Origin of the sequence: Iodidimonas sp. MBR-22 (assembly GCF_029946565.1) — a bacterium.
Classification (GTDB): Bacteria; Pseudomonadota; Alphaproteobacteria; order Sphingomonadales; family Rhodothalassiaceae; genus Iodidimonas; species Iodidimonas nitroreducens.
Genome location: NZ_JARKVQ010000009.1, coordinates 115229 through 139765 on the forward strand (window position 1 = coordinate 115229; position 24537 = coordinate 139765).

26 protein-coding genes and 1 pseudogene are annotated in these 24537 nt (G+C 56.7%); 8 read left to right on the forward strand and 19 right to left on the reverse strand.

What is annotated here, in order from left to right:
• Positions 1-33: 33 nt before the first annotated feature.
• The 8 genes from QK300_RS08695 to coxB all read right to left on the reverse strand — a co-directional run bounded on the left by QK300_RS08695 (position 34) and on the right by coxB (position 6382).
• Positions 34-786: an SURF1 family protein gene (locus QK300_RS08695; RefSeq protein WP_281301299.1), complete on the reverse strand. Its 753-nt coding sequence runs from the start codon at positions 784-786 to the stop codon at positions 34-36.
• Positions 773-1138 (reverse strand): DUF983 domain-containing protein, encoded by a 366-nt coding sequence (locus QK300_RS08700; RefSeq protein ID WP_348651861.1) that lies wholly within the window; start codon positions 1136-1138, stop codon positions 773-775. Before QK300_RS08700 ends, QK300_RS08695 begins: the two co-directional genes overlap by 14 nt.
• A gap of 65 nt (positions 1139-1203) precedes the next feature.
• Positions 1204-2010 carry a cytochrome c oxidase subunit 3 gene (locus QK300_RS08705; protein ID WP_281301301.1) on the reverse strand — a complete coding sequence of 269 codons (807 nt, stop codon included), beginning with the start codon at positions 2008-2010 and terminating at the stop codon, positions 1204-1206.
• 55 nt (positions 2011-2065) lie between these two features.
• Complete coding sequence (locus QK300_RS08710) at positions 2066-2683, reverse strand: cytochrome c oxidase assembly protein (protein WP_281301302.1); 618 nt, start codon at positions 2681-2683, stop codon at positions 2066-2068.
• Positions 2680-2802, reverse strand: coding sequence for a hypothetical protein (locus QK300_RS08715; protein WP_281301303.1), 123 nt, complete (start codon positions 2800-2802; stop codon positions 2680-2682). Before QK300_RS08715 ends, QK300_RS08710 begins: the two co-directional genes overlap by 4 nt.
• The gene (locus tag QK300_RS08720; protein WP_348651862.1) at positions 2802-3707 is read right to left on the reverse strand and encodes a heme o synthase; all 906 of its coding nucleotides are present in this window, start codon (positions 3705-3707) and stop codon (positions 2802-2804) included. Before QK300_RS08720 ends, QK300_RS08715 begins: the two co-directional genes overlap by 1 nt.
• 78 nt (positions 3708-3785) lie before the next feature.
• A complete protein-coding gene (gene ctaD / locus QK300_RS08725; RefSeq protein ID WP_281301305.1) occupies positions 3786-5420 on the reverse strand; it encodes a cytochrome c oxidase subunit I in 1635 nt (544 codons plus the stop codon).
• 35 nt (positions 5421-5455) lie between these two features.
• Complete coding sequence (coxB, locus tag QK300_RS08730; RefSeq protein WP_281301306.1) at positions 5456-6382, reverse strand: cytochrome c oxidase subunit II; 927 nt, start codon at positions 6380-6382, stop codon at positions 5456-5458.
• A 353-nt stretch (positions 6383-6735) separates the two neighbouring features.
• Between coxB and tldD the strand changes: the two genes are divergently transcribed.
• Together tldD and QK300_RS08740 are read left to right on the forward strand one after the other, a co-directional pair.
• Positions 6736-8169, forward strand: coding sequence for a metalloprotease TldD (gene tldD, locus QK300_RS08735; RefSeq protein WP_281301307.1), 1434 nt, complete (start codon positions 6736-6738; stop codon positions 8167-8169).
• A gap of 133 nt (positions 8170-8302) precedes the next feature.
• On the forward strand, positions 8303-8662 hold the full coding sequence (locus tag QK300_RS08740) for a hypothetical protein (protein ID WP_281301308.1): 360 nt from the start codon (positions 8303-8305) through the stop codon (positions 8660-8662).
• A 108-nt stretch (positions 8663-8770) separates the two neighbouring features.
• On the opposite strand, the gene QK300_RS08745 is transcribed toward QK300_RS08740, so the two are convergent.
• From QK300_RS08745 to ykgO, 3 genes are all read right to left on the reverse strand, one after another.
• Positions 8771-10225 carry a TrkH family potassium uptake protein gene (locus QK300_RS08745; protein WP_281301309.1) on the reverse strand — a complete coding sequence of 485 codons (1455 nt, stop codon included), beginning with the start codon at positions 10223-10225 and terminating at the stop codon, positions 8771-8773.
• A gap of 87 nt (positions 10226-10312) precedes the next feature.
• Positions 10313-10927 carry an HAD family phosphatase gene (locus QK300_RS08750; protein ID WP_281301310.1) on the reverse strand — a complete coding sequence of 205 codons (615 nt, stop codon included), beginning with the start codon at positions 10925-10927 and terminating at the stop codon, positions 10313-10315.
• A 157-nt stretch (positions 10928-11084) separates the two neighbouring features.
• Positions 11085-11210 (reverse strand): type B 50S ribosomal protein L36, encoded by a 126-nt coding sequence (gene ykgO / locus QK300_RS08755; protein ID WP_081837259.1) that lies wholly within the window; start codon positions 11208-11210, stop codon positions 11085-11087.
• 432 nt (positions 11211-11642) lie between these two features.
• On the opposite strand from ykgO, the gene QK300_RS08760 reads away from it, so the two are divergent.
• The 4 genes from QK300_RS08760 (at position 11643) to QK300_RS08775 (ending at position 15268) form a co-directional block, all read left to right on the forward strand.
• Positions 11643-12248 (forward strand): DUF4136 domain-containing protein, encoded by a 606-nt coding sequence (locus tag QK300_RS08760; protein ID WP_281301311.1) that lies wholly within the window; start codon positions 11643-11645, stop codon positions 12246-12248.
• Between the two features lie 110 nt (positions 12249-12358).
• Positions 12359-13486 (forward strand): M14-type cytosolic carboxypeptidase, encoded by a 1128-nt coding sequence (locus QK300_RS08765; protein WP_281301312.1) that lies wholly within the window; start codon positions 12359-12361, stop codon positions 13484-13486.
• Positions 13476-14126 (forward strand): VTT domain-containing protein, encoded by a 651-nt coding sequence (locus QK300_RS08770; RefSeq protein WP_281301313.1) that lies wholly within the window; start codon positions 13476-13478, stop codon positions 14124-14126. The genes QK300_RS08765 and QK300_RS08770 overlap by 11 nt, the downstream gene beginning before the upstream one ends.
• Complete coding sequence (locus QK300_RS08775; protein ID WP_281301314.1) at positions 14123-15268, forward strand: ATP-grasp domain-containing protein; 1146 nt, start codon at positions 14123-14125, stop codon at positions 15266-15268. Before QK300_RS08770 ends, QK300_RS08775 begins: the two co-directional genes overlap by 4 nt.
• Here the strand turns inward: QK300_RS08775 and QK300_RS08780 are convergent.
• From QK300_RS08780 to QK300_RS08795, 4 genes are all read right to left on the reverse strand, one after another.
• The gene (locus QK300_RS08780) at positions 15250-16194 is read right to left on the reverse strand and encodes a DUF2336 domain-containing protein (RefSeq protein WP_281301315.1); all 945 of its coding nucleotides are present in this window, start codon (positions 16192-16194) and stop codon (positions 15250-15252) included. The two genes, QK300_RS08775 and QK300_RS08780, sit on opposite strands and share 19 nt — an antisense overlap.
• Before the next feature lie 151 nt (positions 16195-16345).
• Complete coding sequence (locus tag QK300_RS08785; protein ID WP_281301316.1) at positions 16346-17446, reverse strand: alpha/beta fold hydrolase; 1101 nt, start codon at positions 17444-17446, stop codon at positions 16346-16348.
• 9 nt (positions 17447-17455) lie between these two features.
• Entirely contained in the window at positions 17456-17938 is a 483-nt protein-coding gene (locus QK300_RS08790; RefSeq protein WP_042086831.1) for an Lrp/AsnC family transcriptional regulator, read from the reverse strand.
• Positions 17926-18300: a hypothetical protein gene (locus QK300_RS08795; RefSeq protein WP_281301317.1), complete on the reverse strand. Its 375-nt coding sequence runs from the start codon at positions 18298-18300 to the stop codon at positions 17926-17928. The genes QK300_RS08790 and QK300_RS08795 overlap by 13 nt, the downstream gene beginning before the upstream one ends.
• A gap of 12 nt (positions 18301-18312) precedes the next feature.
• Between QK300_RS08795 and QK300_RS08800 the strand changes: the two genes are divergently transcribed.
• Both QK300_RS08800 and trxB read left to right on the forward strand, forming a co-directional pair.
• Complete coding sequence (locus QK300_RS08800; RefSeq protein WP_281301318.1) at positions 18313-19530, forward strand: PAS domain-containing protein; 1218 nt, start codon at positions 18313-18315, stop codon at positions 19528-19530.
• A gap of 170 nt (positions 19531-19700) precedes the next feature.
• The gene (gene trxB / locus QK300_RS08805; protein ID WP_281301319.1) at positions 19701-20702 is read left to right on the forward strand and encodes a thioredoxin-disulfide reductase; all 1002 of its coding nucleotides are present in this window, start codon (positions 19701-19703) and stop codon (positions 20700-20702) included.
• A gap of 26 nt (positions 20703-20728) precedes the next feature.
• Here trxB and QK300_RS08810 read toward each other — a convergent pair whose 3' ends face one another.
• The 4 genes and pseudogenes from QK300_RS08810 to QK300_RS13610 form a co-directional block, all read right to left on the reverse strand.
• Positions 20729-21289, reverse strand: a complete 561-nt coding sequence (locus QK300_RS08810) for a flavin reductase family protein (RefSeq protein ID WP_281301320.1) — start codon at positions 21287-21289, stop codon at positions 20729-20731.
• Positions 21290-21364: 75 nt separating this feature from the next.
• On the reverse strand, positions 21365-22282 hold the full coding sequence (locus QK300_RS08815) for an MBL fold metallo-hydrolase (RefSeq protein ID WP_281301321.1): 918 nt from the start codon (positions 22280-22282) through the stop codon (positions 21365-21367).
• 11 nt (positions 22283-22293) lie between these two features.
• Entirely contained in the window at positions 22294-24126 is a 1833-nt protein-coding gene (locus QK300_RS08820; protein ID WP_281302288.1) for a long-chain fatty acid--CoA ligase, read from the reverse strand.
• A 264-nt stretch (positions 24127-24390) separates the two neighbouring features.
• A pseudogene (locus QK300_RS13610) lies at positions 24391-24537 on the reverse strand (IS110 family transposase); the annotation flags it as partial.

Below are 24537 nucleotides of genomic sequence, written 5' to 3' on the forward strand. Positions count from 1 at the left end.
AATCGGCTATTTGGTTCGAAATGGAGCGAACCCTCATCCGCTTTGGGTTTTCGCCTTCTCTTTGGATGTCTCTTTGGCGCGGCGCAGTCCATAGAGGGTATAAATCACTAAAAGCGCCAAAGCGAAGCTAAACCATGTGAGCGCATAGCCCAGATGATTATTGGGCAGGGCCAAAATGGTGGTATCCCCACGCGGCCACCCCCCGGGGGCATCGTGCAGGCTATCGAGATAGACCGGCGCCACTTCCGCCAAACCCGCAGCCCGCGCCATCGCCTCCAGATCACGCCAATACCAGCGATTGCCTGCAGGATCATTCTCCGGGGTAAACAGATTGGGTTCACCCGCCATTCTGACAAGACCCTCCATGGTGATGAGGCCAGAAACCAACCCTTCGGGGCGCCGCGCGGGCAAGAGCTTTTCGCCCGGCACATAGCCGCGCACCACCAGAACCGGCGCCCCGCCATCCCTGCGGATCAGGGGGGTGATGATATGAAAGCCGCGCCCCTGATGCAGATAAATCTCGTTGGCATGATCGAATGTGCCGCGCACAATCACCGGGCGATAGCGCCAATCCCGCAAAGCTTCATCCGCACTCAGATCTTTGGGCAGGGCCACGGGCGGCGCGCTGGTGCGGGCCTCGATCTCGGCCAGCAGCGCGGTTTTCCACGCCAGCCTTTGCACCTGCCATTGGCCGAGGGCGATGAGGAGCAAAACGCCGATCAGCGTGAGCAGGCTGGGCCATAAACCGGGGGCAAAGCGATGAGACAACGACCTAGGCATCATCATCCATAGACGTGCCTTCCCCGGCCTTGTGGCGATATTGCAAAGCCACCATCACGGCCTTAAAGGGCCGCAAAAGCCCCAGCGACAGAGCCAGAATAAGCGGCCCCCATAAAACCACATGCACCCAATAAGGCGGCTGAAATTGCGTTTCCACAAAAAGGGCGGCAAAGGTCACGATGAACCCAACGATCAGGATGATGAACACCGCCGGACCATCGCCGCTATCGATGCCGCTGAAATCCAGCCCGCAGGATGAACAGGCGGGTTTGATGTTCAAAAAACCGGAATAAAGGGCCCCATTTCCGCAGCGTGGGCAGCGCGAGAAAAGTCCGGCCTTGAACAGAGAAACCGGCAGAAAGGAACTGCCGGTCTCGTTTGTTTCCTCTCCGAATCGCTGATCGGAATTTAAAGGCTCATGTTTCAATGGGTTATTGATCCTGCGCCCCAGATATAGATGCTGGCGAACAAAAACAGCCAAACCACATCCACAAAATGCCAATACCAGGCCGCAGCCTCAAAGCCAAAATGCTTTTCAGGCGTGAAATGCCCCCGATAGGCCCGGATCAGACAGATAAGCAGGAACAACGTGCCGACAAAGACATGAAAACCATGAAAGCCGGTGGCCATGAAGAAGGTAGAGCCATAAATGCCCGATGACATGCCGAAAGAGGCCACGCTATATTCATAAACCTGCAAAACGCTGAAAAAGGCCCCCAAAAGGACGGTTGCCCATAATCCCTGCTTCAGCCCCTGACGATCCCCATGCAACAAAGCATGATGCGCCCAGGTGACACTGGTGCCCGAAAGCAGCAGAATGAGTGTATTCACATAAGGAATGTGCCACGGATCAAAGGTCACGATCCCTTCGGGCGGCCATACCGAGCCCATCTGTTCGGTTGGAAAAAGGGCGGCATTGAAATAAGCCCAGAACCACGCCACGAAAAACATCACTTCCGATGCAATGAACAGGATCATGCCATAGCGCAAACCGATCTGCACCACCGGCGTATGATCGCCTTTCAGGGATTCCCGAACCACATCGCTCCACCATTCATACATGGTGTAAAGCACGCCGATCAGGCCCAAAGCAAACAGATAGCCAGAATAGGCCCGATCATGCATCAGGCCAACGCCGCCAATTGCCAGCATCAAAACCGCAATCGAGCCGACCAGCGGCCAAGGGCTTGGATCGACAAGGTGATAATCATGTTTGACGTCGCCCGCCATGGTTATACTCTCTTTTGTCTGTCGGGGAGGCCAAAGGCCCCTCCCTTATTGTTGGTCACTTTTTAGATCGAACGGTTTCGTTTATTGGCGCATCTGCGGCACCCTTATCAAGAGCGGCATGAATGTCATTAGCCGACGGCTCAGGCGTTTCCTGATAAAAGAAGGTGTAGGATAAGACAATCTGCGACACCCCATCGAGATTGTTTTCTTTGGCAATCGCCGGATCGATAAAATAGGTCACCGGCATATTCACCGTTTCACCGGGCTGCAGGGTTTGTTCGGTAAAGCAAAAACACTCGATTTTCGAGAAATAAAGCCCGGCCTTATGGGGCGTGACATTGAAAACCGCCGTACCGGTAATCGCCTTGTCCGATAGATTGGTGGCTTCATAAAAAGCCAAAGCCGTTTCGCCGATCTTCACGCTTTGGGTGGTTTGCACGGGCTTGAAAGCCCAGGGAAGCGCGCTATCCACAGAACTATCAAAGCGCACCTCCATCACCCGATCGAGGATTTCCACCCCCGCCTGATCAGCCCTTTGGGTGGTGCCCCCATAGCCGGTGACCTGACAAAAAAGCTGGTAAAGAGGCACCGCAAAAACCGCGAGCGATCCAGACGCTGCCAAGGCCAGCAGAGCCAGCCCCACAGCGCGCAGATTTTTCATGGCCTGCGTCATGCCGACAGCTCCTGCAATTTGACCAAAGTCACAATGAAAAACACGATGACCATTCCCACCAGAACAAGCGCCAGACCGATATTGCGCTGCTTGCGCCGCTTTTCAAATTCAGGGTCCATCAGCCTGCCCAGCCCAATATGCTTTCGATGCCCAAAGTGGCAAAGATCAGGAACAGATAAAGAATCGAAAAGGTGAACAGGCGCTTATCACCCCCGACATCCCCGCGATAAAGCCGCCATGCCCGATAGATGAAGATCGCGCCTAAAAGGGTTGAGACCACGCCATAGGCAGTGCCTGCAAAGCCCAGAATGAAGGGGGCCACTCCGCTCAAAGCCAGCAACAGGCTATAGAGCAGGATTTGCCGCCGGGTTTCCGGCTCGCCTGATGTGGTGGGGAGGATCGGCACCCCTGCCCGGGAATAATCCATCTTCACAAACAAGGCCAAAGCCCAGAAATGCGGCGGAGTCCACAAGAAGATGATGGCAAATAAAACCAGCGAATCAATGGTCACCGATCCGGTGACAGCGGCATAGCCGATCATCGGCGGAAAGGCCCCCGCCGCCCCGCCAATCACGATATTCTGCGGCGTGCGACGCTTGAGCCACATGGTATAGACCAAAACATAAAAAACGATGGTAAGCGCCAAAAGACCTGCCGCCACCCAATTGATCGCCAGCCCCATGAAGGTGACCGACCCCACCGCCAGAACCATGCCAAAGCCCAGGGCATCGGAAGGCGTGAGCCGCCCCGATGGCAAAGGCCGCTTGGCCGTGCGCGCCATCACCCGATCAATATCGGCATCAAACCACATATTGAGGGCCCCGGCCGCCCCGGCGCCGATGGCAATGCACAACACCGCCACGAAGCCGAGCACGGGATGCAGCGATCCCGGTGCCATTAAAAGCCCGACAAGGCCGGTAAACACCACAAGCGACATGACCCGAGGCTTCATCAGCCGCGCATAATCACGCACATCCCCGCCCCATGAGGGGGCAAGTGGTTCCTCGCCCAAGGGGATTTGCATGGGAATGTGCGCGGCCAGTGTTTTGGCAGAGTCGCTCATGATGTCATCAGCCTCATTGATCGGTTAGGGATGAACGCCTCATTTGATCCGGGGCAGTTCATTGAATTGATGGAAAGGCGGCGGCGAAGCAAGGGTCCATTCCAAAGTGGTTGCCCCTTCGCCCCAGGGATTTTGCTGGGCTTTTCTGCCCGCCATGAGGGTATAGGCCACCAGCCCGAAGAACCACAGCAAGCCAGCCCCAGTGAGATAGGTGCCATAGCTCGAAATCGCATGCCACAGGGCGTAGCCATCGGCATAATCAACATAACGCCGGGGCATCCCCTGAAGGCCAAGGAAATGCTGGGGGAAGAAGATCAGATTGACCCCAACGAAGGTGAGCCAGAAATGCACCTTGCCTGCCCATTCGGGATAATCGCGCCCGCTCATCTTACCGATCCAATAATAGAAGGCGGCAAAGATCGCAAAAACCGCGCCGAGCGACAGCACATAGTGGAAATGCGCCACCACATAATAGGTATCATGAAGCACCTGATCGACACCGGCATTGGCCAGCACCACCCCGGTGACGCCACCCAGGGTAAAGAGGAAGATGAAGCCAACAGCCCACAGCATCGGGGTTTTCATCTCGATAGAGCCGCCCCACATAGTGGCGATCCAGCTGAAGATCTTGACCCCCGTGGGCACCGCGATGACCATCGTCGCCGCCACAAAATAGGCTTTGGTATCCACATCAAGGCCCACCGTATACATATGATGCGCCCAGACGATGAAGCCGATAAAGCCAATGGCGACCATGGCATAAGCCATGCCCAGATAACCAAAAACGGGCTTTTGGGAAAAGGTCGAGACGATATGGCTGATAATGCCGAAGGCCGGCAGGATCAGGATATACACTTCGGGATGACCGAAATACCAGAACAGATGCTGGAACAGGATCGGATCGCCGCCGCCCGCAGGCTCGAAAAAGGCCGTGCCGAAATTACGATCGGTGAGCAGCATGGTCAGCGCCCCGGCCAGCACCGGCAAGGCCAGCAACAGCAGGAAAGCCGTGACAAGAACCGACCAGGCAAAAAGCGGCATTTTGTGGATGGTCATTCCCGGTGCGCGCATGTTCAAAATCGTGGTGATGAAATTGATCGCCCCCAGAATGGATGAAATCCCCGCCACATGGAGCGACAGGATGGCCAGATCCACGGCCGGTCCGGGATGCCCTGCCGTGCCGCTGAGCGGCGGATAAATGGTCCAGCCACCGCCCACGCCCAATCCACCGGGAGGGCCTTCGACGAAAAGTGACAAAACCAGCAACAACAAAGACGGCGGCAACAGCCAGAAGCTGATATTGTTCATCCGGGGAAAGGCCATATCCGGCGCGCCGATCATGATGGGGATGAAGAAATTCCCAAAGCCGCCGATGAGGGCGGGCATCACCATGAAGAAAATCATGATCAGACCATGGCCGGTGATCAGGGCATTATAAAGCTGATAAGCGGCATTCATGTCACCGCCCGTCAGGAACGGCAGAAACTGAACGCCCGGTTCTTGAAGCTCGATCCGAATGGCCAGAGACATCAAAAAGCCAACCAACCCGGCAAAGCCTGCAAACCACAGATAAAGGATCCCGATATCTTTGTGATTGGTGGAAAACAGATAGCGCTTCAGGCCGGTGGGGTGGCCGTGATCGGATGCATCATGGGTGTGAGCCGTGCTGACCATGTTATCGTTCCTCGATCGTCAATATTGCATAAAACTTAGCGACCGGCCGAGGCCAGACGCTTGAAATCGGAAGCCGAGGCATATTCGGCGCGGGTCCGCTCGACCCAAAGCTTGAACTGCTCCTCGCTCACCACCTCAACCACAATGGGCATATAGGCATGGCGAATGCCGCACAATTCCGAGCACTGGCCGTAATAGGTGCCGATCTCGGTTGCCTGAAACCATGTTTCGTTCAATCGCCCGGGCACCGCATCAATTTTGATGCCGAATGAGGGAATGGTCCAGCTATGGAGCACATCCGATGCCGTCACCAGCATTTTAACCACTTTGTTCACCGGCACCACGATCCGGGTATCGGTATCAAGCAGGCGATGGGTTTCAGGCCGTGTATCGCGAACCAGAAAATCCGCCAGTCTTTGCTCGGCAATACGGCGATTTTCCTGCGATTCTGCCGACTTATCCGTGTAAAAACTTTCCGCCAGCATCAGCGCATCAAAGCTCATATTGTCATGATCGGGATATTCATAGGTCCAATACCATTGATGCCCTGTGGCCTTGATCACCAGATCGGCTTTCGGCGTTACATCCTGAGCATAAAGGAGCTTGAAGCTGGGAATGGCGATCAGCACCAGAATAAGGATGGGCACCGCCGTCCACACCACTTCGATGACTGTATTGTGCGATACCTTCGAGGGCGTGGGATTTGCTTTCCGACTATAGCGGAAGATCACCCAAGCCAGCAAAGCCGCCACCAAAAGGGTGATCACCGTGATGATCACCAGCAAAAGATCATGAAAAGATGTGAGCTGCTCCATCACCGGTGTTGCCGCCGGTTGCAGGCCCATCAGCCCATCCTCACCTTTGCGCACGACCTGCGCCATGGCTGGCGAGACGGCAAATCCCGCAAGGGCTGCGAACGCGCCGATCATGGCCAGACCGATCATGCCGAAAAGCTTCTTCATCACTCAATCCCGCATCAGGAGTTTATTTTACAGGTCTTGGCCCGAAAGCCCCGCCCTTTACCGTTTTTATCAAGCCTTATCTGCCCTTCATACGCAAAGAACCATGCTTTGCAGATGAGACAAATTGCCCGGCCCCTTCTTCCATCTCTGAACGCAGTCGCCCGCAGCCAGAAGATCATGGCGCGGACATATAGCAGGAGATTACCCAAGGGCAAACATCAAGATCACCCATTCCACCCATTTGCGGGCTTTAAAGATGCCCGCAAACATCTTAATTATAGCTCATCACCCAGACTCGCAGATTTTTAAACCAGATATCAGCGTACTTTCCAGAGCACAAGAACAGGATCATTATGAGCCTTCATCCCGATTTTTTCTACACACATGCCCAAATGGATCAAGGCGCTGTCGAACGCCTCACCGACCGCAGCCTGATGGGGCTTGATGATGGCGAACTGTTTTTGGAATACAGCCAATCCGAAGGTCTGGCTTTTGATGATGGCCGGTTGAAATCCGCCTCATTCGATACGGCTCAGGGCTTTGGCTTGCGCGGTGTGATGGGGGAAGCCACCGGCTATGCCCATGCATCCGAACTGTCGGAAGCCGCGATTCTGCGCGCCGCTGAAACCATCCGGGCCGTGAAAAACGGCCATTCCGGCCATCATGCCGAAACCATCGCCCCGCCGCCGCCGGGCACCAATCGCCACCTCTATAGCCCCGATAATCCCCTTGATGCCCATGAATTCTCGCAAAAAGTGGCGCTTTTGGCTGGCATCGATGCCTATGCCCGAAGCCTTGACAGCCGGGTGGTTCAGGTCTCGGCCTCCCTCGCCGGGCGCTGGCAGGTGGTGGAAATCCTCCGCCCCGGTGGCATCCGGGCGCGGGATATCCGCCCCCTTGTGCGGCTCAATGTTTCGCTGGTGATGGCCAATGGAGACCGTTTGGAAAGCGCCAGCTATGGCGGCGGCGGACGCCATGGCTATGATGATTTCTTCAATGAGGCGACATGGAAATATTATGTCGATGAAGCTTTTCGTCAGGGCGAAGTGGCGCTCGAAAGCGTGGATGCGCCAGCGGGCACCATGCCTGTGGTTCTGGGGCCGGGCTGGCCGGGCATCTTACTCCATGAAGCCATCGGCCATGGCCTTGAGGGCGATTTCAACCGCAAGAAAACCTCGGCCTTTTCCGGCCTGATGGGCGAGCGGGTGGCCTCCAAAGGCGTGACGGTGGTTGATGATGGAACGCTCGACAACCGGCGCGGATCGCTCACCATCGATGATGAAGGCACGCCCACCAGCCGCACGGTTCTGATCGAAGATGGCATCCTTACCGGCTATATGCAGGATCGCACCAATGCTCGTCTGATGGGGATGAGCCCCACCGGCAATGGCCGCCGCGAATCTTATGCGCACCAACCCATGCCGCGCATGACCAATACCTATGCTCTGGCGGGTGATCGCGATCCCGGCGAGATTCTGGCCAGTGTCGCGGATGGGCTTTATGCGGTCAATTTCGGCGGCGGGCAGGTGGATATCACCTCGGGCAAATTCGTTTTCTCCTGCACCGAAGCCTATCGCATCCGGGGCGGCAAGATTGCCGAGCCGGTGAAAGGGGCGACGCTGATCGGCAATGGACCCGATGTTTTGACGCGGGTAAAGATGATCGGCAATGATCTGGCCCTTGATAATGGGGTGGGCACCTGCGGCAAGGCCGGGCAATCGGTGCCTGCGGGCGTGGGCCAGCCAACCATGCTGATCGATGAACTGACCGTGGGGGGCACCGCCTGATCATTTTCGGTGGGCTTTGCCACTGATTTGAGCTAAATTGAAATGGATGTTAACAGAGTGTTAAAGCATCTCTGTTAAGAATAAGGGTCAGATTCAGGTAGACTGAGTCGTTTTAAAGGTTTTGGAGAGCAAAATGGCCATCATTGGTGACAGCGGTCTTGCGGGGCTGGTTTCCGGGAATGCGCAGGCAAACCAGACCAATGCGCCGCAAGCGCGGGACAATACCGGCACTGGTGGTGCCAATGCCCGGGGCGGTTCATCCGACCGTGGTGAGGGTGTGATCATTGATCTGTCTTCAGCTGCCCGTTCGGTTGTGGAAGCGCCGCGTGATGGGGTGAACAGCGCCCCCGCTGATGCTGGCCCCGGTGATCGCGATGTGCAGGCTGATCGAGCCGAAGCGCGCGATGAAACCGCTGACGTGCGCGCCCAAGAGGCGGATGCCCGCCGCGATGCCAGCGCAGAACGCCGCGAAAGTGTGGATCTTCAGGTCTAGGCTCGACAGTTTCGGGCGTACCGCTTCGCTCGGCCCTGATCGATCAGCCTTTCTCGCCCCGGTCCTTCAAGGCCGGGGTTTTTCATACCAAGGCCCTGATCCTCAAGCTCAACCCCGCCAATAATCCGGATCAAGCAGCACCAGAACAGTGAACAGCTCCAGCCTGCCCAGTAGCATGGCGGCGGATAAAACCCATTTGGCTTCATCCTGCAATGATGAAAAATTCCCCGCAGGCCCGATGATCTCCCCCAAGCCCGGCCCAACATTGGCAAAAGCCGTGGCCGAGGCCGACAAGGCGGTGACGAAATCAAGCCCCATCGCCGCCAAAAGCACAGTCGTGATGGAAAAAGCCCCCACAAAAACCGCGAGGAAGGCCAGCACCGATGCCTGCACATCCCGGGTCACATGCAGCCCGCCATAATTAAGCACATCCACCCGATGCGGGCTGATCAATTGCCGCACATAAGCCTGCACTGCTGTCCACAAGATTTGATGGCGATAGATCTTGATCCCCCCCGATGTCGATCCGGTGCAGCCGCCCACAAAGGTCAGCGCAAAAAACAGGCCCACCGCCAAACTGCCCCATAAGGTATAATCCGCCGTCGCAAAGCCGGTGGTGGTGACGATCGACACCACATTGAAGGCCGCCAGCCGCAGCCCTTCCTCCAAGGATTGCGCCTGCCCGGTGCTGGTGAGCCATATCCCCAGACTGATCGACACAAAGGCCAGAAAAGCCAAAAAGGCCTTGATCTGCACATCATTAAATAGAGCCGTATGCTGTCCCCGCACAAAACGGATATAGGCCACGAAAGGAATCCCCCCCGCAATCATGAAAAGGGTTCCCGTCCATTGCAAAGAAGGTGATTGAAAATAGCCGAAGGAGGCATCATGGGTTGAAAAGCCACCGGTCGATACGGTCGACATCGCATGGCCCAAAGCATCAAAAGCACTCATCCCCAAAAGATAATAGATAATCGCGCAGGCGAGGGTGAGGCCGGAATAAATCAGGCTGATATAGGCCACAAACTGCCGGGCCCGGGGGACGATCCGACCCGAGCGCTCAGAGCTTTCCGTTTCAAAAAGCTGCATCCCGCCCACACCTAAAAAGGGCAGCATGATGATCGCCATCAGGATGATCCCCACCCCGCCGATCCATTGCATCAACTGACGCCAGAGCAAAATGCCCGGCGGCTGCTGTTCCAGCCCCGAAATCACTGTAGACCCGGTGGTGGTGAGACCGGAGATGGATTCAAAGACCGCATCGGGTAAAGACAGGGCATTGCCATAAAAAAGAAAAGGCAAAGCCCCCGCCGCCGAAACGAAAAGCCAGGCAAATGTGGTGAGAGCAAAGGCCTGCCGACGCGAAATCTCCGCCGGGCTGCCGCTGCGGGTAGCCAGATAAAGACCACCGCCCACAAAAGCGGTGAGTGCCGATGACGAGAAGAAAACGATCCAATCGGGATTGCTGTTGATCACATCGGCCAGAGCTGGAAAAATCATGGCCACGGCCATCACGATCAGCAACATGCCGCAAATATTCAGAATCGGCCGAAAATCAATCATGGATTTTGCTGCCTTGGCCGGCGATCAGGCAAAAGACCATGGCTCAGGGCTTTGGGCCGAAGGGCAGCCGGAAAACGGCCCCGCTGATCATAAAGGCAGACCAAGGCGCAGCAGATCCTGCTCCAGAGTTTCAGGACCTGTGAACACAAGGCCTTGCAATCCTCGTTCAATCGCCGCCTCCACATTATCTGGCCGATCATCGATGAAAACGCTGTGTTCGGCACGAACCCCAAATCGTTTGATCGCCAGATCGTACAGCCGTGGATCGGGCTTGACCATCCCTTCAGCGCCTGAGACGACGATATCGCGAAAACGGTCGGAAAATCTGAACCGGCGGCGAAAATCGGGAAAGGTTTCGGCGGAATAATTGGTCAGCGCAAAAACCGGGATGCCGGCATCATCAAGCTGTTCGAGAAGAGCCACCGATCCATCGATGGGGCCCTCGATGGTCTCGTCCCAACGCTCATAAAACAGGGCAATGAGATCGGCATATTCGGGGAATTGCTGCTGACGCGTCTTGATGTTTTCGGCAAACGGCACCCCCAGATCATGCTGAGTGTGCCATGAAAGCGGAACCACCGTTTCAAGAAACCAATCGAGTTCCTTTTCATCTTCGATCAATTGGCGATAAAGCCTGCGGGGGTTCCAGCGAACCAGAACATTCCCGATATCGAAAATGACTGCGTGCACCGGCGCTGACATAGGCAGGACCCCGTTTTGCTCAAGATGTTGCAAAAAGCCAGACATGAAGGCGCCGCGCCAGAACCCCTGATCGGGAATCCCAACACGGCGATTTTTCTGTCTTGCCCGCAAGGCAAAGCACGCGACAAAGCCCAAGCCCCACCGCAATGCTTGCTGATCAGCCCTGGCGTGCCTTGAAACGACGATTCGTCTTGTTGATCACATAGGTGCGACCTTTGCGACGAATAACCCGACAATCGCGATGGCGCGATTTCAGTGATTTGAGTGAATTTCTGACTTTCATAACGTCAACCCGTCATCGCCACAGGAACCAGCATGATGACATGCCGAAACCGGGATCATTAATCTGATTAGAGCGCGCGACCATATGGGCACAGCCATGGACTGTCAAGCACCCTGTTGGTCGCTTTAATGGCATCAAAATCCAGAGAAGGCGGCCCCGCGCCTGCATGAGTGGGATCAAGGCCGGGTCGCCTTCCCTTTTCCGCGCCTTGTAAGGTGCGGTGATATGCCGGCACTTTCGAGCGACCGGTGCGCCCATCAGCGTCGGTGATAGGATTATACATGAAATCACGGCTTTTCGCACCCCGATTTTAAGCGCAAAAATGCACCATTGGCCTGAAAAATCGCTATCATCCATCGCCATGATGAGAGGAGAGCGCGGATCGAAGGCTTGCAATCAAACCGGCTCCCTTGGTAATTTGTAGAGATGATCATGAACACACGCATAATGAGAACTCTGGCGCTCATCTTCCTCATGGGGATGGTGGGGGCCTGTGCCGGGCCGCAATTCAAGGCTGAGGTGGTGCGCTTCCACACGGCACAGATTGATGTGGACAGTGGCCAAACCATCACCATCAAGCCCGCCCGTAAAGAGCTTGAAACATTGGAATTTGGCGCCATTGCCGCAATGCTGGGAGCCGAACTTGAAAAGCACGGCTTCAGCCCGGCAGGCGATCAGCCCCCCGAGATTATCGCCGAACTTGATTATATCAACAGCCCGGCGGCGGCAGCGCCCAAAGATCAGGGCACGATCAGCATCGGTGGCGGCAGCTTTGGCCGCAGAGGGGGGATTGGCGGTGGTGTCAGCTTCCCCCTTGGCGATGATGAGCCTGAAACCGTGTTTCGCCGCCGCCTTGAACTGGTTTTGATCGATGCCGCCAGCGGCAACAGGATCTGGGAAGGCCGGGCCCTATCCACCGGGCGGGTGGATGATAAAACACGCATCATCCCGCTTTTGGCACGGGCCCTTCTGCAGGATTTTCCCGGCCCTTCAGGCCGCACGACACAGGTCACCCTGAACCCTGACCCCGGTTCCTGATGCCCCGATTCCTGAAAACCCTATTCCGAAGTTTTCAATCTTCCTCACCAACATGCCCGGCCACGGCCCGGCGCTTCATCATCACAGCAACCCTTTGAGAAACACAGCATATGGATATCACCAGCAATTTCGACGGCGGGAATATTGAAGTTCTCGGCCCCGGCGGACCCCACAGAATTCGTCTGGCCATCAAAAAGGACCATCAATCGGATTTTTTCCAGTGGTTTTATTTTCGCGCCACCGGTGCCCTGCGGGCCGATTGTCGCATTCTGATCGAAAATGCATCGCAAAGCGCCTATCCCGATGGCTGGCACAATTATAATGTGGTGGCATCCTATGATCGCCAAACATGGTTTCGCGTGCCCACCGAATATGATGGCACAAGGCTGATCATCAATCATCGACCGGACTATGATGTAGTCTGGTATGCCACCTTTGCTCCCTATTCCATGGAGCGTCATGCCGATCTGATTGCCAGTGCATCGGTCAATCCTTTGGTCCGCATCAGATCCATTGGCCAAAGCCTCGATGGCCAGGATATCGATATGATCGAAGTGGGCAGCGGCGGCGGACAACAGGGCAAGAAAATCTGGTTCATCGGTCGCCAGCATCCGGGGGAAACCATGGCCGAATGGTGGATGGAAGGCCTGCTTGATCGCCTTCTTGATACCGATGATCCGGTCACCCGCAGCCTGTTATCGAAGGCGCGTTTTTATATCATTCCCAATATGAACCCCGATGGATCACGGCGGGGGCACCTGCGCACCAATGCCGCCGGGGTCAATCTCAACCGGGTGTGGAATGATCCCGATGAGAAAACCAGCCCCGAGGTTTATTGGGCGCGCCGCAATATGGAACGTCTGGGCGTTGATTTTCATATGGATGTGCATGGCGATGAAGCCCTGCCCTATAATTTTCTCGCCGGTTTCGAGGGCATCCCTTCGATCAATGAAAAGCAGTTGCGCCTGTATCATCGCTATCAGGCAACTTTGGCCCGCTTGAGCCCGGATTTCCAAACCGAACATGGCTATCCCAAGGATGCCCCCGGCACATCCGATCTCAAGAAATGCACCGATTGGGTGGCGGAACGATTCGGCTGCCCGGCGATGACATTGGAAATGCCCTTCAAGGATAATGCCAATGATCCCGAGCCCACATTCGGCTGGTCGCCCGAACGATCAAAGCATCTCGCCCGCCATTGTCTCGATGCCCTTCATGAACTGATTGATGATCTGTGAGGATCGGCATGAAAAAGGGCTGAGCATGGATTTCGATTGGGCGCTCAGGATCATGGAGCATCTGGCGGGCCAGCCATTGCTGTTCATCGCCCTTGCCATTGGGCTCAGCTTTATATCTGAAGATGCGGTGACTGTGGGTACCGCCCTTCTGGCCTCACAGGGCCTGATCGGCTGGCCTTTGGGCTTTTTGGCCGTGAATATCGCGATCATCGTCGGCGATGGGGCCCTTTATGGCGCGGGGGCCCTGGCGGCGCGCTATCGCTTCATGCGCCGGTTGGTGGCCACGCGCCGCATCTATCAAACCAAACGCTGGGTGGAACAAAGGCTGGGGCCTATTCTGCTGGCCACCCGCTTCATGCCCGGCACCCGTTTTCCCACCTATACGGCCAGCGGCTTTTTCGGTTTCTCCTTTCCTTTTTTCATCGCCATCCTCAGCCTGGGCTCGGTTTTATGGACCGGCCTTGTGTTCATCGTGATCTTTTATGCCGGGAAGCCCTTTCTCGATGCCCTTGGTCCATGGAAATGGCTGGGGGCGATCATCATTTTATTGTTTGGCTTGGTTGTTCCGCATTTTATTGGCCCCATATGTGCGCGGATATTCGGGGTTCGCCCCCTGCCTGAGGATCACCATAGATCATGACTGCACCCCTGATGACTGTCCCTGAAAAGTCTGAGACTGAACGCCCCATAGCGGCCCCCCATGCCAATATGCCCGCCCTTGATGAAAGCGCGCAAAAGCTGTCGTTTTTTGAATTCTGGCCCCAGTGGCTCTTTTATACTCCGGTAATCCTTTGGTGGCTTTGGCTCAGCCTGCGCTATGGCGGCCCCGCCTTGCCCACGGCAGCCAATCCGGGCTTTCCCAATGGCGGCTTTGTGGGAGAAAGCAAGGCGCAGGTGTTCTCGCGCTTTGGCGACAGGGCAAAAGCCGCCCTCGCCCCGTTCATCTGCTTTTGTGCCGATCATCAGGCCAAAGATCAAAGCCTGAGCGTGATGGCAAAGGCGCGGGCATCGGGCCTTGATTATCCGCTGGTCGCCAAGCCCGATATGGGCTGCCGGGGGGCGGGCGTGCAGGTGGTGCGCAATGATCGCGATCTTGACCGCTATATCGCAAGCTTTCCCGATGGGGCCTTGATCATCTTGCAAAAGCTGGTGGATCAACCGGGCGAGGTGGGGCTTTTTTATGTGCGGTCGCCATCGCAAAAACAGGGGCGGCTGTTTTCCATGACCTTAAAATATTTTCCCACGATCATCGGCAATGGGCGGGATCATCTGGAACGCCTGATCATGGATGATCCCCGTGCCGGGCAATTGCCCCATCTTTATCTGAAGCGGAATGCAGCCCGGCTCGATGAAATCATCCCCAAAGGCGAGCCCGTGCGCCTCGCTTTTGCCGGAAGCCATTCAAAGGGCGCGATTTTCCGTGATGGCCGCCCCTATATCACCGAAGCTTTGACCCAAGCCATCGACGCACTGGCCCGCGATATCGATGGCTTTTATATCGGTCGCTTTGATGTGCGCTTCAATGATTTCAAGGCCCTGCAAGAGGGCCGCGATTTCACCATCATCGAGGTCAATGGCGCGGGCGGCGAAGCCACCCATATCTGGGATTCGCGGATGACCCTTAAAAAAGCCTATGGCGATCTGTTTGAGCAATTCTCGATGCTGTTTGCCATTGGCCGGGACAATCGCAGGCGCGGCGCACCGCCCATCAATCTATTGGAATTTTATCGGGCATGGCGCCACGAAGCCCGGCTGGTGCGCGGCTATCCGCCCACGGATTGATTGACGCCCATTTCCCACGCCCCCAAAAGCCGGGTGGCCTGTTCATCGCGATAGCCCGCCCGGCGGATCAGCTTCAGCACATGGGTGGCGCTATGGGCGCTGATAATCCGCTCGATAGTGATGATGTCGATCCCGGTTTTATAGGCCATCACACTTTCAAAAAAGCGCAATCCGCCGCGCTTGGTAATATCGACCAGATAGCGATCGGTCAGCGCCCCGCGCTGTTCAAGCTGCCGGATATGTTCATTGAGCGCCCCCCGGCTTGCCCCTTCCAACCATTTCAAAACGGTATCGGCCCGGCTTGCGGCGGCCAAGGCATCAGCTTTTTCAGCCGACAGATCATAATGCACGACCAAGGCATCGCGGCAGGCCTGCGACACATGATCCACCAGCCGCTGAACGATTTCGAGGGGTAGATCCCCCCGGCGGCTGAGATGATCCATCATCGCCCGATTGCCACTGAAGCGATTGAGAATGGGGCCACAGGCGCGTTCGATTTCAGCGCCGGGATTGCGGATCAGATAGGTCACCGGCCGTTCGCCGCCGGTTTCCGCTATGGCCACCGCCACGATATCGGGCACATGGGATCGCCGGGCGATGGCAATCTGCGCATGTTCATCCAATTCACGGGCCAGCCGCGCCAGATCGTCATCTTTAAAAACAGAAACATGCTGCAAAAAAGGCGAGGATACATCATCGACATCGCGGGCAATTTTCTCGGCCAGATCAAGGGGCAGATAACCGGCCCGGCGCAATTCAAATGCCAGAGTTTGGCGCACTTCCACGCTCAGATCATGGGCAAGGGTGCGGGCCACGTCTTCCACGACCTGCCGCTCGCCCGGGTCGTGCTTTTCAAGGAGAAACAGCCCGACCTTGCGCGCCAGAACAACTTTTTCAAGCTGTGCGCGGCTCGATGACGGGGGCAATCTCAATCCCTTGAACTCCATAAATTGACGCCTGCTTTGAATTTCATAAGGTTGATTTTACGATAGTTAGCCTTAACAGGGTCTATAGAAGCATGATTAATCGGAGGTTACGGCCTCTTTCCACTTGGCCGCTGCAAAGCCTTATGCGCCCTCAAAAAACGGCCATGCCCGGCCTTGCGCCAGAGATGTGCGCCAGAACACATTTTCGTGTGACCATCACATACCAGGGCAAAATCCCTTGGCGACCATGAAAGCCCACATGCCCGCCGCCCCGGCTGATCGCCACCTGAACATGGCCCCCATCGGGCCAATCGGCTGCCTGATAAGCATCAAGGGGAATCCAGGGATCATCATCCCCATGCAGGGCAAGAACCGGCAGGCGGATCCGTGAAAGCCCGTGGATCGCCGAAGCCCGGTGATAATAATCGTCGGCATTGCGAAAACCATGGGCAGGGGCCACGATCCGATCATCAAAATCGCGAATACTGGCAACCGCCCGCAGACGTTGTTGCAGATCATCATCCGATGGGGCCCATTGCGCGCCATCCCGCTTCATCCAGCGCAACAGGGCCTGATGATAGATGCGATTGCGCGGCGCGGCAATGCGCGCCCCCGCCGCCGCCAGATCCAAAGGGGCGCTGATGCTCATGATCGCCAAGGGGTGCGGGGCTTCAAGCTCAATCTCGCCCGCCCCCAATTGCCCCGCCAGGCGCAAAAGCATATGCCCGCCCAAAGAAAAGCCGATGGCCAGCACCGGCTGACCCGGCCTTTCCGCGTGAAGCCACGCCAGCACATCGCACAAATCATCGGTCAGACCCCCATGATAAGGGCCCGCGCTGCTGGCCGCCGATGGCCCCGCCCCGCGCAGATTAAGGCGGATCACCTCAACCCCGCAGCCTTCAAGCCCAAGCGTGCCGAGGCGCAGATAGGCGCTATCCTCGCAGCCGCCAAGGCCGTGCACCATAAGAACGATGGGTGAGGCCCCCGGCATTTGCTGTTTCGCCTTTGCCAGATCGGAAGGCGCATTGGAAAGCGCAGATAAAGCCCCCAAAGATGGGGATCGCAAAGGGATCAAAAGCCGCCTTTCCACCCCCCATAAAGCTTTGGGGGGTGCAACAAAGCGATTGCGCAGGGTTTGCAGATCACCGCCCATCCAAGGCCAGCGTGGCTGAAAATCCGGCACATCCGCCCAAAAGGGCGCGTGCGGGCCACCGGCCAGAAGCCTGAAGCCACGCCCGCTGTTCATCCCCATGCGCGATGCTTATTTTTTCGGGAGCGGCAAAGGCACCCCGGGCACCCGCTTTGACGAGCGGATGGTGAGCGAGGTTTTGACACTTTCAACATTGGTCGAGGAGGTGAGTTCGGAAGTCAGAAAGCGCTGAAATTCAGCCAGATCCCGGGCTACAATTTTGAGAATGAAATCAATTTCGCCATTGAGCATAAAGCATTCCCGCACCAAAGGCCAATCGGCGACTTTCCGCTCGAAAGCCTGCAAATCGGCATCCGCCTGACTGCGCAGAGAGACAAGGGCGAAAACAGTGATCCCAAAGCCCAGGGCTTCCTGATCGAGATCGGCATGATAACCACGGATGAAGCCCGATTCCTCCAGCGCCCGCACCCGGCGCAGGCAGGGCGGCGCGGTGATCCCCACCCGTTCGGCCAGATCAACATTGGTCATCCGACCTTCATCCTGCAGGGATGTGAGAATTTTCATATCCACTGCATCAAGCTTCACTCTGGCCATCGTCTTTCGCTCCATCTGCATGTGACAGACGCATTTCGCGCCTTTTCCCCAAAAAATATTATAACAATATAATAATCAATGGTCAGGATATTTCCAGCCCTTCCCTGCTGAAATTTAGAGGGTTTGCGTTCTGCGAACAAACAGTGCAAACTCCGCGCGGAACAAGCGCGGGGGCGCTTTCGGGAACGGAACAGGGCAAGACGACCATGCATCAAGAGGAAACGGAACTCGCTGATCATCAGCGCAGAACCGGCGCATATGCTGAATTCAGCGATGGGACCCGGAATGAAACCAAGAATTTCAAGACGGGGCGGACTTTTGGGCTGAACAATGATTTCACGCCAAATATCGGACATCAGCATCAGGATGTCGCCTTGGAGCACGCGGAATTGGAGCAGGCGGATAACGATCAGGAACATACCGAGCTTTTCATCGCTCTGGCCCGGCGTTTGCTGCACGAAGATCGTGAAGACGAGCCGGAACGCCGGGGCCATCTTTTGCGGATGCTGGAAAGCCTGATGCCCCAGGCCGCCCCCACGGCCCGGCGCAAAATGGTGCAGCATCTGACCAGCCTGCCCGCGCCGCCAAAGGATCTGGCCAGCCTTTTGGCCACCGATGAGGCCCGCATCAGTACCCCGCTTTTGCGTCAGGTGCCGTTCAGCCCCCCTGAATTGATCCAGTTGATTTCCAAAACCGGCCCCGATCATCATATCGAAATCGCCAGACGTGCCGATCTCACCCTTGATGTCTGGCTGGCTTTGGCCCGGGTCACCGCCCGGCATTTGCAACAGCCCAATAAAAGCGCCGCCAGCCCGAAATCCGCTGAGGCCAAAGCCCCCCCATCACCGCAATCAAATCCAAACCCTGAACCGCTTGCCCCCCAAGCTGCGGCCAAGCCTGCCCCTAAGCCCGCCCCTAAGCTTGGGCCCCAACCCAATCCAGAGGCTCAACACAATCTGGAATCGGCGAAAAATCTGGAGCCGCAACTGAACACGACGCCCATCCCTGCCCGCCCCAAACATCTGGAGCCTTTGGTGGATCAATCCGATGATAGCTGGCAATTTGAAACCGCCCGGGATGGCCGGATCACCCGGCTTTCCCCCAATGCGGTGCAGGCTTTTGGCGCATCGATGCCTGCGCTTTATGGCGAATTTCTGACCTATGCCCTTGATCTGCACGCCGCCGCCCCAACAGCCGATGATATTGCCCGGGCGATGGCCCGCCATGTGCCTTTGCAAGATCTGGTTTTTCAAACCATGCCAAAAAATCAGCCGGCCCGACGCTGGCGTTTGCGGGCCCAGCCGCGCTTTTCCTTTCCCGAAGGCCGATTCGAGGGGTATATCGGCACCGTGCGCGATCTTGATCGCCTCACCAGCCCCGATGCGGGCGTGCGTCATCGCAGCCCTGTTGATCGCGCCGATGATCTGCTTGATCGCATGGCCCGGGCGGCGGATCGTTTGTCGCAATCCACCACCTCGCCCGAACTGGAAGATTATGCCAAAACCATGCGCGATTGTGTGAAGGCCCTGAAAGCCCTGCCCCTTGGTTCGGCGCAGTCCCGCCCTGATCGGCGCGCCCATCATCTCGATTGAGGCCCATGCTTGAACCTGCGCGCGTCAATCCCCTGATTAAAGCCGCATCTTGCGCCCATGGGTTTTGAGGATTAAATAACCGAAAGATCAACGCATCGCTTTGGCGGTGCTTTTTGTTATGACCCATCCATAAAAACCCGCCCCACCCGGCGGGCAGCCGGAGAAACCCGATGCCCCAGAGCCAAGTGCCCGCCCCCCATCACAGCAAAATTCTGATCATCGGATCGGGGCCTGCGGGCTATACGGCGGCGATTTATGCGGCACGGGCGAATTTAAGCCCCACCATCGTTGCCGGGCTGCAACCGGGCGGGCAATTGACCATCACCACCGATGTGGAAAATTACCCCGGCTTTGCCGATGTGATCCAGGGCCCGTGGCTGATGGAGCAGATGAAGGCCCAGGCCCTGCATGTGGGCACGGAATTGATCGAGGACATCATCACCGATATCGATCTCGACAGCCGCCCTTTCCGCGCCACCGGCGATAGCGGCAGGCTTTATACCACCGATTCTGTGGTAATTGCCACCGGCGCGCAGGCCCGCTGGCTGGGCATCCCATCCGAGGAAAAATTCAAGGGCTTCGGGGTCTCCGCCTGCGCCACCTGCGATGGTTTTTTCTATCGCAACAAGGAAGTGATCGTGGTGGGCGGCGGCAATACCGCCGTGGAAGAAGCCCTTTATCTGACCAATTTTGCCTCGAAAGTAACGCTGGTTCATCGCCGCGATCATCTGCGGGCGGAAAAAATCCTGCAAGATCGCCTGTTTGCCCATGAAAAGATCGAGGTGATCTGGGATCATCAGATCGATGAAATCTTAGGGGATGAAAATCCCCTTGGGGTCACCGGAGCGCGGCTGGCCCATAGCCGCAGCGGCGAAACCCGGATCGTGCCCGCCCATGGGGTGTTCATCGCCATTGGCCATGTGCCCGCCACCAGCCTGTTCAAGGGCAAGCTGAGCATGGATGGCCATGGCTATATCAAAACCGCGCCGGATTCCACCGCCACGGATATTCCCGGGGTTTATGCGGCGGGGGATGTGACCGATGATATTTATCGTCAGGCCGTAACGGCGGCAGGCATGGGCTGCATGGCCGCGCTCGAGGCGGAGCGTTGGCTCGCGGCCGAAGCCGCCCAAAGCACCAAGGCCGCAAAAGGCAAGCAGGCGGCGGAATGATCAGGCCAGATAATCAGGCCAGATAATCAGGCGAGCGGCCGCAAAACCCCATCATGAAAGAGCAGGGCATTGGCCGTGCGGCTGATCACCTGCTCCACCTGCCCCACGATGATCTGGTGATCACCACCGGGATAATCGGCATATTTGCGGCATAAAAACACCGCCACCGCGCCTTCGGGGATGGGAATATCCTCGCCCAAAGGGTGCCATTCCACATGGTGAAAGCGGCCATCCTGAAAGCGCTTGTCTTCCGGTCCGGCAAATTGCCGCGCCAGTTGGCCCTGATCTTCGGCCATCACGCTGATCACAAAATGTTCGGCCCTGATAAAATCAGCAGCCCGCGAGGCTTGATGATCAACGCTCCACAAAACCAGCGGCGGTTCCAGGCTCACCGATGAAAAGCTGTTGATGGTGATGCCGATGGGCTGGCCTTCTGCCCCCTGCGCCGTCACCACCGCCACCCCGGTGGGAAAGCGGCCCAATGCCGCGCGAAAAGCCCGCCGATCATGATCAATGGGCAATCCATGGCTTTGGTCAAAGGCAAAGCGGCTGTGCCCTTCATCTGGCTTGTTATTCTGTTCGGTCATGATCGGCGGTCTGTTCCGTTTATGGGTGGGTCATAGATATGGGGATTGGTGCCGGGGTTTTAACATGGATAGAGATTAATGCGCCGGGTTTTTAAGGCTTTCATAAACAGCGCGCAAAAAAGCTTCGGGGTTGATGAAACCGCTGCCCCATGCCTCGTCATAGGCGGCCATCGGGCGGGCGGCAATCACGTCTTCCAGGCTTTTACCATCGGCGATCATCGGCCGCACCCGATCCCGCGCGGTTTCCAGCACATTCAGATAGGCCCGCACCCGTTCGCGATCCGCCAGCGGGCCGTGCCCCCCGATGAACGTGGTTTTTTCATCGGCCAAAGCCATCGCCTTGATCACCCCATCGATGACGCCCAAAAGATTGCCGCCGCTTTCGATATCGATGAAGGGATAGCGATCGACGAACAAAAGATCGCCCATATGGATCACATTGCTTTCGGGAAAATGGATGATGCTGTCGCCATCGGTATGGGCGTGAGGCATGTGATAAGCGCGGGCATCTTCGCCCAGATGAAAGCTGAGCTGATCATTGAAGGTCAAAACCGGCAAAGCGGCTTTGGGCCGGGCTTCGGTATTGCGGCGCTCATTGCTGAAACGTTGCGGCTGGGCCAGCCTGCGATACACATGATCATGAGCCACGATCACCACGCCCCCTTCGCCCAGATTTTCATTCCCGCCGGTATGATCGCCATGCCAATGGGTATTGAGCAGGAATTTCACCGGCCCGCTGTCAAGGCTGGCGATGGCCTCTAAAATCCGATCGGTCAAGGGCGCAAACTGATCATCGATCAGAATCACCCCGTCATCGCTGGTCAGGACGCCAATATTGCCGCCCGCCCCATAAAGCACATGCACATTGCCCGCCACCGGCTCGATCTTGATCTCCACATCGGAAAAATCGCGCTGGGCTGCGGCCGAATGGCTCAATCCTGCGGCCAGCAAAAGCGCGGCCAAAGCCCGCTTTCCATCAAATCCTTTTGCCATTGAAATCCCCCTCATTCAGAAGTTTTATCACCATCGGGCTGATGATGTTTGCCATGACCAGCATAAAGCCCTTCGATACGGTTGCGATAGACTTTCGAGATCACATGCCTGCGAATTTTCAAGGTTGGGGTCATCTGCTCATTTTCGATGGAAAAGGCTTCATCGGCCAAAGCAAAGCGGCGCAGTTTCTCGGGGCTGGCCAGCCGCTTGTTCACCCGGCTCACCGCTTTATCCAAAGCCGCGTGCAAATCCTTGTTATCCGCCAGAGCCTTGAGATCGGGGGCGTGGCCTGCGGCTTTCGCCCATGCCGCCATCCATTCGGCATCGGGCACGATCAGCCCCACCAGATAGGGCTTTTCGTCGCCAAAGATCATCACCTGCGCAATTTCGGGTTCAAGGGAAAGCATCCCCTCCACCCTTTGCGGGGAGATATTTTCGCCTTTGTCGGATACGATAATATCCTTTTTCCGATCCGTGATGAATAAATGGCCATCCGCATCGAATTGGCCGATATCGCCCGTATGCAGCCAGCCCTCGCGCAGGGCCAGTTTGGTGGCGCGTTCATCACCCCAATAGCCGGCCATCAAAAGATCACCGCGCACCAGAATTTCGCCATCCTCGGCAATTTTCACCTCCACGCCCTTCATCGGCGGACCCACGCTATTGATTTTGGCATGATGGGGCCGGTTAACGGAGATAATCGGCGCGGCTTCGGTTTGGCCATAGCCCTGCAATAAAGGCAGGCCCAGCCCGATGAAAAACGATCCCACCTGACGGTTCAGCGGCGCGCCGCCCGAAACCAGCGCTTTCAATCGCCCGCCAAAGCGCCGCCGCACCTTCACCCGCACCAGCCGATCCAGCAGCCGATCCATGATCTCATCAAGGAGATCCAGCCTGCCGCCCTGCTCATGGCGTTTCACCCCCAAGGCCAGGGCCTGATGGAAAAGTTTTTCTTTGAGGCCGCCCTCTTTTTCCACCTGCCGCAAAACCCGCTGACGAAGCATTTCAAAAAGCCGGGGCACCACCACCATGATGGTGGGGCGCGCCTCGGCCATATTGGCGGCGAGCTTATCCAGCCCTTCAGCATAAAAAATCTCGGCCCCAATGGCCACCGGCAGGGCCTGGCCCGCGCTGTGTTCATAAGCATGGCTGAGCGGCAGGAAGGAAAGGAAGCGATTACCGGAAAGCCCGATCTCCGCCAAAACATCGCAGGCGCCCATGCAATTATGCAAAATCGCTTTATGGCTGATCATCACCCCCTTGGGCGCGCCGCCGGTGCCCGATGTATAGATCAAACAGGCGATATCATCGGGCTTGATCTGCCGCGCTGCTGCCTGCATCCGCTCCACACACGCGCTTTGCTGGGCCAGAATATCCTCAAGGCGCAAAATCCGGGCATTGATGCTTTGGGCCAATTTTGTGTCATCGATCGCGATCACAAATTCGGCATGATCGCTTTGATGCACGGCGGGCAGCACCATGCGGGCGAGCTTGGGGCTGCTGATGATCACGCCCTTCGCCCCGCTGTTGTTCAGGATATGCTGATAATCGGCGGTGGTGGATGTGGTATAGGCGGGCACGCTGATGGCCCCGGCGGCCATGATCGCAAAATCCGCGATCAGCCATTCCGGGCGATTTTCAGAAACCAGCATCACCCGATCCCCACGCCCGATCCCCTGCGCCATCAGGGCGGCGGCCAGCCTCGCGACCTTGTCGGCCACGTCAGTCCAGCTTTGGGGCTGATAGCGGCCATCACGCTTGGTATATAAAAAAGACTTTTTACCGTTTTTGTTTGCTTGATCAAAAAGCAGGGAAACCAGATTGGCGGGTGCGTCCAATGTCATTGATCTTTATCCTTTTATCATCACTCCCCGCTTTTTTCTTAGCCCAATCCTGCCGCCCAAACCATCGCTAAAAATGACCTTCTTTTCCTTCTTCTCTCTCTTTTTTGATCTCGCGCCAGTTCGCTGCGCTCACGGCTCCGATGGGGCGGCGCAACAGCGCCGGCGCTCAGTCGCGCTGGCTCCTTCTTCTCTCGGCCACTATCAACGTCACCCGGCCCTTTCTCCCTCTCGTCACCCCGCATCACCCCACCCCCTCTTTCGTCATCAACTCTGTTGTTGGAGTTTCATATCTCTGATTTTTGCGTTAGCGATGACGATGATTTTTCGCATGAGAGCGGTTATGGCGACGATCTTGCGTTTTCCTCTTTCGACGAGGTTTCTGTAGAAGTCTCCGAGCCGGGATTTGGATCG